The sequence below is a fragment of the Bhargavaea sp. GQ12 genome (genome assembly GCF_059758705.1).
Window position 1 is genome coordinate 43,099 of sequence record NZ_JCAXEU010000004.1, and the last position, 13,232, is coordinate 56,330.

General features: G+C 55.9%; 15 protein-coding genes. 6 read left to right on the top strand and 9 right to left on the bottom strand.

The features are described 5' to 3' along the window. Nucleotides 1-27 precede the first annotated feature (27 nt). The 4 genes from nfsA to AC6CHQ_RS04855 all read left to right on the top strand — a co-directional run bounded on the left by nfsA (nt 28) and on the right by AC6CHQ_RS04855 (nt 3,369). A complete protein-coding gene (gene nfsA, locus AC6CHQ_RS04840) occupies nt 28-759 on the top strand; it encodes an oxygen-insensitive NADPH nitroreductase (RefSeq protein ID WP_251240723.1) in 732 nt (243 codons plus the stop codon). A 46-nt stretch (nt 760-805) separates the two neighbouring features. Then, nucleotides 806-1,984, top strand: coding sequence for a class I SAM-dependent methyltransferase (locus AC6CHQ_RS04845; protein WP_498081005.1), 1,179 nt, complete (start codon nt 806-808; stop codon nt 1,982-1,984). 82 nt (nt 1,985-2,066) lie between these two features. Further along, entirely contained in the window at nt 2,067-2,885 is an 819-nt protein-coding gene (locus AC6CHQ_RS04850; protein WP_498081006.1) for a purine-nucleoside phosphorylase, read from the top strand. Between the two features lie 118 nt (nt 2,886-3,003). Then, nucleotides 3,004-3,369, top strand: coding sequence for a helix-turn-helix domain-containing protein (locus AC6CHQ_RS04855; protein ID WP_498081007.1), 366 nt, complete (start codon nt 3,004-3,006; stop codon nt 3,367-3,369). A 48-nt stretch (nt 3,370-3,417) separates the two neighbouring features. On the opposite strand, the gene AC6CHQ_RS04860 is transcribed toward AC6CHQ_RS04855, so the two are convergent. From AC6CHQ_RS04860 to fumC, 4 genes are all read right to left on the bottom strand, one after another. Further along, entirely contained in the window at nt 3,418-4,026 is a 609-nt protein-coding gene (locus AC6CHQ_RS04860) for a tetratricopeptide repeat protein (protein WP_498081009.1), read from the bottom strand. Next, nucleotides 4,023-4,682: a Dph6-related ATP pyrophosphatase gene (locus tag AC6CHQ_RS04865; protein ID WP_498081010.1), complete on the bottom strand. Its 660-nt coding sequence runs from the start codon at nt 4,680-4,682 to the stop codon at nt 4,023-4,025. Before AC6CHQ_RS04865 ends, AC6CHQ_RS04860 begins: the two co-directional genes overlap by 4 nt. 180 nt (nt 4,683-4,862) lie before the next feature. Next, the gene (locus AC6CHQ_RS04870) at nt 4,863-5,411 is read right to left on the bottom strand and encodes a PCYCGC motif-containing (lipo)protein (RefSeq protein WP_251240718.1); all 549 of its coding nucleotides are present in this window, start codon (nt 5,409-5,411) and stop codon (nt 4,863-4,865) included. Between the two features lie 329 nt (nt 5,412-5,740). Continuing rightward, nucleotides 5,741-7,123 carry a class II fumarate hydratase gene (gene fumC, locus AC6CHQ_RS04875; RefSeq protein WP_498081011.1) on the bottom strand — a complete coding sequence of 461 codons (1,383 nt, stop codon included), beginning with the start codon at nt 7,121-7,123 and terminating at the stop codon, nt 5,741-5,743. A 178-nt stretch (nt 7,124-7,301) separates the two neighbouring features. On the opposite strand from fumC, the gene AC6CHQ_RS04880 reads away from it, so the two are divergent. Further along, nucleotides 7,302-7,754, top strand: a complete 453-nt coding sequence (locus tag AC6CHQ_RS04880) for a GNAT family N-acetyltransferase (protein ID WP_498081012.1) — start codon at nt 7,302-7,304, stop codon at nt 7,752-7,754. Nucleotides 7,755-7,825: 71 nt separating this feature from the next. On the opposite strand, the gene AC6CHQ_RS04885 is transcribed toward AC6CHQ_RS04880, so the two are convergent. The 3 genes from AC6CHQ_RS04885 to AC6CHQ_RS04895 are packed head-to-tail and all read right to left on the bottom strand — an operon-like array spanning nt 7,826 to nt 10,202. Then, entirely contained in the window at nt 7,826-8,233 is a 408-nt protein-coding gene (locus AC6CHQ_RS04885; protein ID WP_498081013.1) for a hypothetical protein, read from the bottom strand. A 3-nt stretch (nt 8,234-8,236) separates the two neighbouring features. After that, nucleotides 8,237-9,514, bottom strand: a complete 1,278-nt coding sequence (locus tag AC6CHQ_RS04890; RefSeq protein WP_251238608.1) for an ABC transporter permease — start codon at nt 9,512-9,514, stop codon at nt 8,237-8,239. Beyond that, complete coding sequence (locus AC6CHQ_RS04895; RefSeq protein WP_251238609.1) at nt 9,504-10,202, bottom strand: ABC transporter ATP-binding protein; 699 nt, start codon at nt 10,200-10,202, stop codon at nt 9,504-9,506. The genes AC6CHQ_RS04890 and AC6CHQ_RS04895 overlap by 11 nt, the downstream gene beginning before the upstream one ends. Before the next feature lie 209 nt (nt 10,203-10,411). Here AC6CHQ_RS04895 and AC6CHQ_RS04900 point away from each other — a divergent pair, with 209 nt between their 5' ends. Beyond that, nucleotides 10,412-10,840, top strand: coding sequence for a GtrA family protein (locus AC6CHQ_RS04900; protein WP_251238610.1), 429 nt, complete (start codon nt 10,412-10,414; stop codon nt 10,838-10,840). A gap of 133 nt (nt 10,841-10,973) precedes the next feature. Here the strand turns inward: AC6CHQ_RS04900 and floT are convergent, their stop codons facing one another. Both floT and AC6CHQ_RS04910 read right to left on the bottom strand, forming a co-directional pair. Then, nucleotides 10,974-12,539: a flotillin lipid rafts scaffold protein FloT gene (floT, locus tag AC6CHQ_RS04905; protein ID WP_498081014.1), complete on the bottom strand. Its 1,566-nt coding sequence runs from the start codon at nt 12,537-12,539 to the stop codon at nt 10,974-10,976. A gap of 50 nt (nt 12,540-12,589) precedes the next feature. Then, complete coding sequence (locus tag AC6CHQ_RS04910) at nt 12,590-13,132, bottom strand: NfeD family protein (RefSeq protein ID WP_424237652.1); 543 nt, start codon at nt 13,130-13,132, stop codon at nt 12,590-12,592. Nucleotides 13,133-13,232 lie beyond the last annotated feature (100 nt).

Here is a 13,232-nt window from a genome sequence, read left to right on the forward strand (position 1 = left end):
TAAAAACCTGAAAGGGGTCTTTTATCAATGGTCATTGATCTGCTTAACTCGCACTCCTCCGTGCGCGATTATGAGGATGTCACGCTCAGCCGGGAAACGGTCGAGCGGCTCGTCAGCGCCGGGCAGCATGCGGCGAGCTCACATTTTGTCCAGGCGTACTCGGTCATCCATGTGACCGATCCGGCAAAGCGCGAAGCACTCGCGGAACTCTCAAAAAACCCGAAGCAGTTCCTGACTGCCGGTGCGGCGCTTGTGTTCTGCATGGATTTCCGCCGGCTGGAAGCGGCGGCAGCCCTCCAGGATGAGAAAATCGTCTACTCGAACGCCGAGGCGCTCGTTGTCGGCGTGACGGATACGGCCCTATTTGCACAGAATGTCGCGGTTGCAGCGGAATCGGAAGGCTACGGCATCTGCTATATCGGCGGTGTGCGCAATGCGCCAGAAGAAATCAGCCAAGTTCTCGGCCTGCCGGAAGGGGTTGCCCCGCTTTACGGCATGACCATCGGCGTACCGAAATTCCGCAACGAAGTAAAACCTCGCCTTCCGGTCGCTTCCATCCTGCATGAGAATGAGTACGACAGTAAAAAGTATGAAGAACAGCTGCCGGAATACGACCGGAAGATGAACGACTACTATCTGAGCCGCGGCAGCAACCGGAAAGACGCCACATGGTCAGGCGACATGGCGGAGTTCCTTAAAGCTCCACGCCGTATGCACCTGAAGGAATTCCTGGCCAAGCAGGGATTCAAGTTCGAGTAATGTGACATCGAGTACGCACGACCTCAATCAGAAAGGAGGATAGACCATGGAATTTGAAGAGATGATCGATGCGCTTGCCTCCCGCATGGAGGACGGCAAGCTGGCCAAGGCGACAATCAGCCAGCCCAGGCTCAAGTCGGAAGGGCTGCAGCGCATCAAACTGAAGCCAGTCGAGCTCCGAGGGGAACTCCATATCCAGTTCGAATACCAATACGAGCGTGTCCTGAAGCACGAAAACGTGCCGGCCGGAGAAGTGCGCCCTGTCCTGGACGGCCTCTTCCGGGAGTTCCGCCAGATGCAGGCATCGTTCACCGGCGAAGACGTGCAGGTCCGGCTCTCGAAGAAGCTGAAGGTCTCCTGGAAGTCCGACCGGACCGAAACGAAAGCGGCACCGAACCTCTCCCACAACCGGAAAAAGCAGTACATCCTCGAGGAAGGCAAGCCGTATCCGTTTCTCGTCCGGCTCGGCGTTCAGACCGAGGACGGGAAAGTGAAAAAGGGCAAGATGGACAAGTTCCGGCAGATCAACCGGTTCACCGAGTACATTGCCGACAGCCTCGCCCATCTGCCGACGGACCGGACGATCCGCATCCTCGATTTCGGATCCGGCAAGTCGTATTTGACGTTTGCCCTTTACCACTACCTGAGGATTGAAAAGGAGCTCGACGTCCGGGTGACCGGTCTAGATCTGAAAAAGGAAGTCATCGAAGAATGCCGGCAAATCGCATCCGATCTCGGCTACGGGGAAGACCTGGAGTTTCTCGTCGGCGACATCAACGATTATAATGACGAGACGGCGGTCGACATGGTCGTGACGCTTCATGCATGCGACGTCGCCACCGATATGGCACTTGCCCGCGCCGTCCGATGGAATGCGGATGTCATCCTGAGCGTGCCGTGCTGCCAGCACGAGCTGTTCAGCCAGCTGGACTCGCCTGAACTGGGTGTCATGCTCCAGCACGGACTCATCAAGGAGCGCTTCGCGGCGCTGGCGACCGACTCGATCCGGGCCGAGCTGCTGAACCTGCTCGGGTATGATGCGCAGCTGTTGGAATTTATCGACATGGCGCATACACCGAAAAACATCATGATCCGCGCCTACAAAACCGGACGAGCAGCCGATGACGGGCGGGTGGCCCGGTACAAAGCCTTCCGGGACATGCTCGGCGCGGAACCGTTCATGGAACGCGAATTGAAAAAAGAACTCGCTCCGGTCCTCGGCTGAGGATTCCGGATTTGTCCGTGCGGGTATCAATACTGTATGAAACGGGCTGCTTGTGCCGCCCTTACAAAGAGGAGAGATTCAGATGGACCTGTTCCACAAGATTTGGGAAGCCACATCATTTATAAAAGACAAGACGGACCACCAGCCGACAGTCGGCCTGATCCTCGGCTCCGGCCTCGGGTCACTGGCCGATGAGATTGAAGAAGCCGTCAGCATCCCCTATGCGGACATTCCGCATTTCGCTACATCATCCGCTGTCGGACATGCCAACGAGTTCGTCATCGGCAAGCTGAACGGCAGAACCGTGGCGGCAATGAAGGGCCGCTACCACTATTACGAGGGCTATTCGCTCGAAGATGTCACGTTCCCGGTCCGTGTCATGAAGGCGCTCGGCATCAATGACCTCGTCATCACGAACGCCTGCGGCTCGGTGAACAAGGACTTCAGCCCAGGGGATCTCATGCTGATCACCGATCACCTGAACCTGACGGGCACCAACCCGCTGATCGGGCCGAACCACGATGAGCTCGGCACCCGCTTTCCGGATCTGACACAGGTGTACAGCAAGGAATTGCAGACAAAGGCATTCAGTGTGGCAGACAGCCTCGGCTTCAGTCTCCGCGAAGGCGTCTACGCGTGGTGGAGCGGCCCGACGTATGAAACGCCTGCAGAAATTCGCATGATCCGCACGCTCGGCGCGGACGCGGTCGGCATGTCGACCGTGCCGGAAGTGATCGTTGCGGCGCACGGCGGTATGAACGTCCTCGGCATCTCCTGCCTCACCAACATGGCAGCGGGCATCCTTGACCAGCCGCTCAGCCATGACGAAGTGATTGAAGTTGCCGCACAAGTCCGGACTAAATTTGCCGGCCTTGTAAAAGGTGTTCTCAAAGAAATCTGATAGTCCGACAAAAAACGACAGCCCTTTGAGGGTTGTCGTTTTATTTTTTCTGCAATATATGATATGCTGTCAAAGGAATTCAAATTTTCTAATTTTTATTGACAGAAAGGTGTTAGCATTGAAAGAAACCCTCACATTCGGCGAGCGGCTAAAAGCCCTCCGGATCCAGCACGGCGTATCCCCTGATCAGTTGGCAGAGACGATTGGCGTCGCTAAAAGCCTGATCTGGACGTTCGAGCTCGACAAGAAACTGCCGACCTACCCTCAATTGATTGCCCTTGCAGACCACTTCCATGTGACCACTGACTATCTTCTGAACCGCGAACCCGTTTCTGTGGATATTAAAAAGGCGGCCGACGACATGCTCCAAAATTACGAGCTGAGTCTGGACGGCCGACGGTTGTCGAAGGATGAACTATTGGATGCGATGACCTTCATCCGGACACAGCGGACTGTCCGTCCCAAGGACTATACAGTCGTCTGACTGACCACCGAAAAAAGCGCCGATCATCGGTGCTTTTTTATTTTGCTTTCATCCGGAATGTTGCTCCAGCAGGCGGCGCACTTCTTCTTCGCCTTTGGCATCCCCGGCTCTCTTGAAGGCGGCGATGCTTTGCTCGTAGGCAGGCCCGGGGTCGTGACCATACCATGAACTCGTCTGTCCGATTCCCCTCCAGGCACAGGCGATACAGATGTCGTCTCCCGCCTTTTTTCCTTCACGGAGTGCCAAGCGGAAGGCCCCGATCGCTTCTTCGAGATTCCCTTCCAGAAGTGCTGCTTCGCCGAATTCGTAGGCGTTGGCGGAGTGGCCGGCGTGATCATCTGGGAGACGGTCACGGCGGAGGTTCCGCTCCCGTTCCAGCCACTTTCTCGCGATCGGTGCGTTCCCTTCCATCCGGCAGACCATTGCGAGCTGGTGCATCGCGATGGAGGCGGCTTCATCGTTTTCGTGCTGTTCCGCCCTACCGAGCAACTCTTCGTAGAGGGCGCGTGCCCCGTCGTATTCCTTCTTCATCGCCAGGGTGAACGCGAGCATATGCATCGCGTTCTCTTTTTGTTCCGGGTCGGCAAGATGCGCGCGGTAAAGCCGCTCCGCTTCCGTCCAGTCCTCCCGCTCGAATGCCTCAAACGCCTCTTTCATTTTGCCAGCTCCATCCGCGCAAATGAATAGCCGTCCCGTTTCATGTGGGCGGTCTGAATGAGGCGGAGCGGATAATTAAAGATGGGACCGTCCGTCACGAGCGTGTGGAACTCGCCGGCCTCCCCGCACGGGTCGATTCCGCGGCTTTCCATGTCTGTGATTAATTCTTGGTCGAATGCGCGCCCGACCCATTTGGACGGGAATCTCTCATCGTGTCCGACGACGACGGTCGCCCGGAAACCGGCATCCAGAAAGGCGCGGACCACTTCTGTCCGTTCCATGCCCCAGAGCGGATGAACCGCTTCGATGCCCCGCTCCGCACATGTGTCGGCCACCCATTTCCGGTGATCATCCAGGTCGATGTCCCCGAACACGCCTGTCGTGATGCCCGCCGCCTTCATCTCATCCAGCCCCGAAAGGAATTGCTCCTTATAATCCGTCCAACCGGCGCGCCGGATCACAAGCGGGATGCCGATTGCGTCAGCCTGCGCACGGATAATCGCCTCACTCACCGCATGCGACTTCGAACGGTCCCCTTCGCTGTCGAACATCGTCAGAAGGCGCTCCGGCCTGCCGCCGTTTTGGATCGCCCGGTATAGGGCGAGCGCCGAATCCTTGCCCCCGCTCCAGGATGCGAAAAATGATTGGTTGTCCATCGAGTAAGCCCCCTTTTAGGGAAAGTGTAGCATAAGGGATTGCCGGGAGTAATTTTGTAGCGCATGGAGTGATTTCGCGGCCGTAAGTGCGGATTTCGCGACGGCAATGTGCAGGCTCGAGACCGCAACGTGTTTTACTCAATCTAAAAAAGCGGGGCGCATCCGCGCCCCGCTTCCCCCTTACACCGGCATCGGCGTAGGAGTCGGCTCTGCATAGCCTTCGTTATAAGTCTCGTCGATCGCCTCACGGATTTCCTTGAGGGACATTCCGTCCTGGAACATCTTCACGGATTCCACCGCAATTTCCAGGCATACGAGGCAGCGCGTGCCATGGTCATCCCAGACAATCGAACCGTCTTCGCGGACTTCCGAGATGAAGCAGTTCATGTTGCTTTTGTGCCCGGCACTATCCCCGCAGCCGCAGTAGCAAGGCATCCATTCAAGGATTTCCGTCGCGGAGCCCGCGACCTGATAAACCAGCTGCATGTCTTCCGGTTTGTCATCGAGGAACGACGGCAGTTCCTCCGCCGAAGCGGTAACTTCCTGGAGGTCGCCGTTCGGCAGCACCGTCTGGCCTTCCTTCACTTGCCGCTCGGCCGGAGCCGCGTGGTCATGTCCTTCATGGGAGGCCTCATCCTCATGGGTATCCGTCTCACCTGCCGCCTCGTTGCCGCATGCGGACAAAACAAGCCCGAGCGCCGCGAGTATATAGATGAACCGTTTCTTCACGTGGGATCACTCCTTTGCGTACCACTATACCGCAACATGCGACGAGATGCTGTGAGCAAAAAGTGACATCCGTATTCGCTCTGGCCAAGGTTCTGGGATAGAATCGTCCGGTTTCGTCATTCGTTGGTTTAATTTCGCCATTCGCGTCTCCGATTTCGTCATTCCGCTTCCCAATTTCGTCATTCGCGTATGTCCCGACGATGAATGACGAGACTCCGGCCATGAATGACGAAATTACCGGTCTGAATGACGAAACCGCCCCCCACTCATCACGAAAAATCTCTATATAAAAACAGCCGGGGACCCGAGTCCCCGGCTGCTTCAATTAATTATCGTCCGATCATTTTCGACGGAACGACCCATTCATTAAACTGCTCTTCTGTCAGGAGTCCGGACTTGATCGCCGCTTCTTTCAGAGTCGAGCCTTCCGCGTGGGCGGTCTTCGCGATTTTCGCCGCGTTTTCATAGCCGATATGCGGGTTTAGCGCGGTAACGAGCATGAGCGAGTTGTCCAGAAGCTCCTGGATTTTCTCGTGGTTCGGCTCGATGCCGACTGCGCAGTTGTCGTTGAAGCTGATGATTCCGTCAGTCAGCAGGCGCACCGACTGGAGGAAGTTATAAGCGATGACCGGCTTGAAGACGTTCAGCTCGAAGTTGCCCTGGCTTGCGGCAAAACCGATTGTTGCGTCATTGCCCATTACCTGAGCAACGACCATAGTCAGTGCTTCGCTCTGTGTCGGGTTGACTTTGCCCGGCATGATCGAGCTGCCCGGCTCGTTGGCAGGGATCGTGATCTCGCCGATGCCGGAACGCGGGCCGCTGGCGAGCCAGCGCACGTCGTTTGCAATCTTCATGAGGTCCGCCGCGAGTGCTTTGATCGCGCCGTGCGTGAAGACGGCTTCGTCATAGCTTGTCAACGCGTGGAATTTGTTCTCCGCAGAGGTGAACTCGATGCCGACCTGTTTGGAGATTTGTACCGCAACTTTCTCGCCGAATCCTGCAGGCGCGTTCAGACCTGTACCGACCGCGGTGCCGCCGATTGCAAGTTCTTTCATTTGTTCGACTGCAGTTTCGATCATGACGCGGTCTTTTTCAAGCATGCGCACCCAGCCGCTGATTTCCTGGCCGAGTGTGAGCGGTGTCGCATCCTGCAGGTGTGTACGGCCGATCTTAATGATATCGTCGAACTGCTTCGACTTGTCTTCAAGCGTCGACTTTAGCTTGTCGATAGCCGGAAGAAGATCGTTCAGAACGGCAACGACTGCGGAAACGTGAAGCGCCGTCGGATATGTATCGTTCGACGACTGGGACTTGTTGATGTCATCGTTCGGGTGGAGGCGGTCTTCCTCGCCCCACTCTTCAAGCAGCTGATTGCCTCGGTGAGCAAGCACCTCGTTCATGTTCATGTTCGACTGCGTACCGGAACCGGTCTGCCATACGACGAGCGGGAAGTTGTCGTCGAGCTTGCCTTCGATTACTTCATCAGCTGCTGCTGCAATTGCCTTTGCCTTCGCATCGGACAGGTTGCCGAGCTCATTGCTTGTGATCGCTGCCGCCTTTTTCAGGTTGGCGAATGCACGGACGACTTCCATCGGCATTTTCTCCCAGCCGATTTTGAAGTTCTGCTTGCTTCGCTGGGTCTGAGCGCCCCAAAGCTTGTCCGCAGGTACCTGGATCTCGCCGATCGTATCGCGTTCAATGCGGTATTCCATCATTCCTCATCCTTTCGGGTCTGCTGAAATTCAATCCTTCTCTATTTTGCTACATTTCCGGTCAATAAACAATAGAAGGGACAACCGACCGGCAGAGCCGATTAGACAATTTTTGATATCTTCTGTTATTCTTAGTTTCATCTTTTATAAGACGACTGATTTTCTGGGAGGATACATAATGGAAGCCTATCAAGCCACTTTTGAAGATCTGGAAGGCGTGTCGCGCCTGTTCAATCTGTATCGGGAATTTTACCGCCAGCCATCCGATCCGGAAGGGGCCAAAAGCTATATCCGAGCACGACTGGAGAACGAAGAGTCCATCATTTTCACCGTCAGAAACAAGGACAATGAATACCTGGGATTCACCCAGCTGTATCCGACGTTTTCATCGATTTCCATGAAAAATGCCTGGACCCTGAATGACCTGTATGTGGATGCAAACGCCCGTAAACATGGAATCGGGAAGCTGCTGCTCCAGAAAGCGAAGGAATTGGCGCTGGATACCGGAGCGGCCGGCATCAGTCTTAGCACGGCGGTGGATAACCACGCGGCACAGCGCCTGTACGAGAAAAACGGATATGTACGGGAAGTGGCCTTCTATCATTATGAACTGGATCCGGGTGCCCAATGAGATTCCTGTCCGCCTTTCTCGCATCATACTTGACTATGTGCGGCACGGTCATGCTGGCGATTGTGGCGATATCATTTTTCAATGGTACAACAGGTGACCTTGACTATTTCATCATAATATACCTGCTCATGTTCGGAATTCCGTTCGCGTTCATCGGCTCCCTGCTCGGAGAAATGCCCATCAAATACGACCCGCGCTCGTCTCTTGGCAATTTCATCTTCTATGGCACGCTTTTTGGCGCCCTCCTCTATATAGTAATGAATGCTCCGAACATCGAATCCTCTGCCAACCTGGTTCTCGATCTGTTCGGCATCCTCCTGCTGGGCGGAGTGGGCGCCGTCACTGTGGCCGTTTTTTATCGGGTGAGGACGCATCGCAGCCGCCGTTTCCGAATAGGATAAAACAGGCCGCCCGACCGGCAACGGCGGGCAGGCTCTTACATAGGAAAAGGCATCCGACACCGCGGATGCCTTTTTCATCTATTAAAGCTCATGCCGCAACGCACCAATGACATCGGTTTTCGTCGCCTTACGCGCCGGACGCCAGCCGGAGATCATGGCTACTGTCAACGAGATCGCGGATGCAATCAGGACGAGCTGCCACGGGATGACGGAGAACGTCACATCGAACGAGTCGCCTGTTTCGCCGCCGAGCGCTGCGTCTACAACAATCGGGAGAATGGCATTGGCCGCAAAACTCACGCCGTAGGAAATCACGACCGCAATGACCGTGCCGACAATCCCGATCCATGCGCTTTCCATAAGGAACAGCCTCTGGATCAGTTTCGGTCCGGCGCCGAGCGCTTTCATGACGCCGATTTCACGCGTCCGCTCCGTGACCGCCATCGTCATCGTGTTAAAGATGCCGATTGACGCGATGAGGATCGCGATTGTCCCGACAAAGATGAGTCCGGCCTTGAGCGCGAGGAAGAACACGTCGATCTGCTCAATCTCCTCGGAGACGGAATACACCGAGTACCCGTCGTTCTTCAGCGTCTGTGTGATCGCTTTTACATTTGCGAGATCATCCGCATACACGTTCACCTGACTGCTTGTGAACGGCATGTCTTCCTCTTCGGGCAGGTCTGCGGACGTTGCCGCGTAAGCCGTTTCCATTTCTCCGATCAGCGACTGGTCGACGTAGAGATAACCGTCGAATGCCCAGTCCTTGCCCGGCTCCTCTTTAATACCGACAATGGTAAGCGGCACCGTTTCCGCTCCATCCTCCGCTTCAGAAAACGACAGATTCACTGTCTTGCCGATCAGCTCCCCCTCATAATAAGCAGGCTCTTCGTCTTCAGCGGTTTCCACACTTTCATCGACGAGTTGCTGGGCGAATTTCGAGCCGACAATCACTTCACCCTGATTTTCCGGGAACCGGCCTTCCGCAAGCTTGAAGCCGGATGCCTGTTCATCGCCGAAATTTGTGAAGTGCGTGTTCATGCTGCCGGTGTGGCCCTCCACTTCGCCCATCACCACCGGCACGGGCTGCTTGCGGTGGACGACAGCCTCGACGTGATCGATCTCCTTCATTGCATCAGTCTTCGCGTCGGTCATGTCTTCGCTGTACACTTCAATCTGGGTCACCATTTGGTTCGACAGTATATCATCCTTGATCGTCTTCTGGAGCCCGAAACCGACCGACGCGAGGACGATCAGGAACGCTGTGCCCATCGTCGCAGCCAGCACTGTCATGAACACCCGGAGCCGGTTCCGCCGTATATGCTGGCGGACAAATCCGATCTGATCCTTAAACGACATGGCGGAGGCCCCCTTCCGTAAGTTCACCGTCGTGCATCCGGTACTGTCGGTTCGCGATGGCCGCGACCTCGTCGTCATGCGTGATGATGACGAACGTGATGCCATACTTCCGGTTGAGTGACAAAATCAGATTCAGGATGTCCTGCTCGGTCTCGGAGTCGAGGCTTCCTGTCGGTTCATCCGCAAAGATGACCGGCGGCTCGGTGATGAGAGCCCGTGCGATGCCGACCCGTTGCTGCTGCCCGCCAGACAGTTCGTTCGGATAATGGCCCCGGATTTCCGTGAGGCCGGTGTTTTCCAGCAACACCTCCACTTTCCGCTTGCGCTCTGCCGCCGGCACGCCCTTCAGCGTCAGCGGCAGCTCGATGTTCTCGAACGCCGTCAGTCCGGGCATCAGCTGGAAATTCTGAAAGACGAACCCGAAACGGTCCAGCCTGAATGCCGCGCGCTGCGCTTCATTCATTGCAGTGAGATCCGTCCCGTCTACAAGCACCCGGCCCGCATCCGGCTGCAGGAATCCTGCCAGGATGTGAAGAAGCGTCGATTTCCCCGATCCGCTCCGGCCGACAATCGATACGATCTCCCCGTCCCGCGCCTTCAATGACAGTTCTTTTAAGACGGGCACTTCCGTCTCTTTTTCCTTCTTGCCGACCCGAAACGAGTGGGACAGCTCCTTCACTTCGATCATGTTCATTCCTCCAATAAGTGGTTGGTGATTTCAGTATAGGGGGAGAATCTGAAGGAATAGGAAGGGGGAAAATGAAGATTTTCTTAAGGTGGGAAGCCGAGTGTTTACATTGGCCGGCCGAGTTTACACGTTCCCCCTAATTTAGACCTTCCCGCACCGATTCACCCGGCTTCCCTACGGGTATGAGAATATAAAAAGGAGGTGCGGCCATGAAGAAAATCCAGAAAGAGACGTACCGCACCTTCAGCTGGTTCACCCTGTCGGCCGTCGCCTCATTCGCCATCGACATCGGCCTGTTCTGGGTGTTCTCGAGGTGGCTCGAGGAAGACTCGCCGGTCATGTACATCACGTTTGCGACGGTGATCGCCCGGACGATGTCCGCAGTGTTCAACTATACCGTCAACCGGCGGCTCGTCTTTAAATCGGGGTCGAAAAATTCATTCCTGAAGTATGCGGCGCTCGTCCTCTTCAACATGGCAGCTTCCGCAGCGCTCGTCACCGGACTCCACTTCCTGTTCCGGTTTATCAATGAAACGCTCCTGAAAGTCTTCGTCGACTTCGGCCTGTTCATCGCAGGATTCCTTATCCAGCGGGCGTGGGTGTTTGCTGGAAAGCAAGGCGACCGTCAGTTTCATTGAGTTCATCAGCGCGCCATCAATAAAACCCCTGCCCGGAAATGATTCTTTCTGAGCAGGGGTAGTGTTCTGTTTTAAATAAAGCAAACCCGAAATCCATGCACATGCGGCACAGACTCCGGGTTCGTTCACTTAATCATACTTCCACCTTTTCCACATCTTCCGTCGGTGACTCCTCATCGGAACCGTCCGCCGTTTCCTTTTCCCGCTTCTCCTTCATCTCAAAAGCGATGTCATCGAGGCTCGGGCGCAGGTTATGCTTGCCGGAGTAGTTTTCGAGCATTTCCTTCACGTCGATGCCTGAGCTGGCCTTGAGTGATTCCTGAAGGCTCGTCATGAGGCCGGTGGCATAGCCTGTGACACGGTTGGCTCCTCCGCCTTCCCCGCCGCCTGTGTCGACGACGGTGAGTTTGTCGATGTTGCTGAGCGGTGTCGCGACGTTTTTCGCGTATTCCGGCAGCATCTTGACGATCATGTCGAGCACCGCGGCCTGGCCGTACTGCTCGAACGCCTCCGCGATCTTGCGCTTGGCTTCCGCCTCGGCAAGGCCTTTCAGGCGGATGACATCCGCTTCCGATTCACCCTGCGCGCGCTCGGATTCTGCTTTGGCGATCCCGTCGAGGCGGATCTTTTCGGCATCGGCTTTCGCGCGTGCTTCGATACGGTATTTCTCTGCATCGGCTTCGGCAAGCTGCTTGGCCTTGTCGGCGGCAGCACTCTGCTCTACGGCGTAGCGGTCGGCGTCGGCCTTTTTCTTGACCTCGGAGTCGTATTGGCGCTCCCGGCGCTGGATTTCCTTTTCCTCGAGCTCGATCTGCTTCTGACGCTCGATGATGCGCACCTGCATCTCCTGCTCGGTGACTTCCTGCTTGGCGCGGGCGGATTCCAGCTCGTAAGCCTGGTCGGCGCGCGCTTTCGCGACGTCCTGCTCACGGCGGTATTCCGCCACCTTCAGCTGGTTTTCCTTCTCGGACTCGGCGATTTCGGTCGCGCGGTACAGTTCCGCCCGCTTGGCTTCCTTGTCCGCCTCGGCGCGCTTGATGCGTGTTTCCTTTTCCGCTTCCGCCGTCGCAATATCGGCATCGCGTTTGACCTGGGCGATCCGCGGCTTCCCGAGCGAGTCAAGGTAGCCGTTTTTATCGCGTACATCTTTGATAGTGAAGGAAACGATCACGAGGCCCATTTTCGCGAGGTCATGTGAGGCGACGCGCTGCACTTCCTGGGAGAACTTATCACGGTTTTTGTAGATTTCTTCTACAGTCATTGAACCGAGAATCGAGCGGAGGTGCCCTTCCAGCACTTCCTTCGCTTCATTCTCACGGTCTTCCTTGGCCTTGCCGAGAAACTGCTCGGCAGCGGTGGCGATCTCGGAGATCGAACCGCCGATCTTGATGATCGCCGTGCCGTCCGCCATGACCGGCACGCCCTGCTCGGTGTACACTTCCGGCGTCGTCACTTCGAGCTTGCTCGACAGCAAGCTTAGCGGTTCTGCCTGCTGGAACACCGGGAAGACGAATGTTCCGCCCCCGCGGATGATCTTGATCTTGTTGCCCGCTTCATCCGTGTGCACTGTTTTCGAACCGAGATAGCTTCCCGTGACGATCAGCGCCTCGTCCGGCCCCGCGGTGCGGTAGCGCGTCACATAGACACCGATAATGGCCAGAAGCACAAATGCAACAATCCCGACTGCAATCCAAACCATATGTGTTGCCCCCTTTTATCAGATATAAGCAGAACAGCTGGAGGAGATGTTCATGACAATTCCCTGAACCGGAGCGGCTCGTATTCCTTAACGATAAGCGTGCCATCGCTGATTTCGATGATCAGCACTTTCTTGTCGTAATCGATTGCGGTATTTTCCAGGCCAGCCGCACGCTTCGAGATCAGACCGTTCACCGTCTCGATGACGATTTCCCCGAACCCATCCTCGGGAACCGGCGTAATTACGCGCCCGACCTGGCCGAGGAGCGATTCCTCAGTGTAGGCAGTCGACGCCTCGGCTGACTTGAGCGGCAGAAGAACAAAGAAATAAAGAAGAAACGACAGTACTGCCGAGATGCCCGCCGACACACCCAGGATCACTCCGCTGCCGAGCTCTGTCACATTCTCGAAGATGAACCCGGAAGCCGACAAAAATGTAATGAATGCCAGGATGACCGCCGGATTCAGGAAAGGCAGCGCCTCCCCGGCACCGTCCGCCACATCCCCGAAAAACAGATAAAGTACGGTTGCCAGCCCCGCTGTGACCAAGATAATCAGGTACAGCTGCTCCACCGGAAGCCCGAATACACTCATCCTCCCACCTCCTCTGTTTGCTTACCTTATATACGTCATAAGGATTTGAATGGTTTCAAAAATTTCTCAAAAATCGGATGAAGAAGACAGAGGTCTGTCT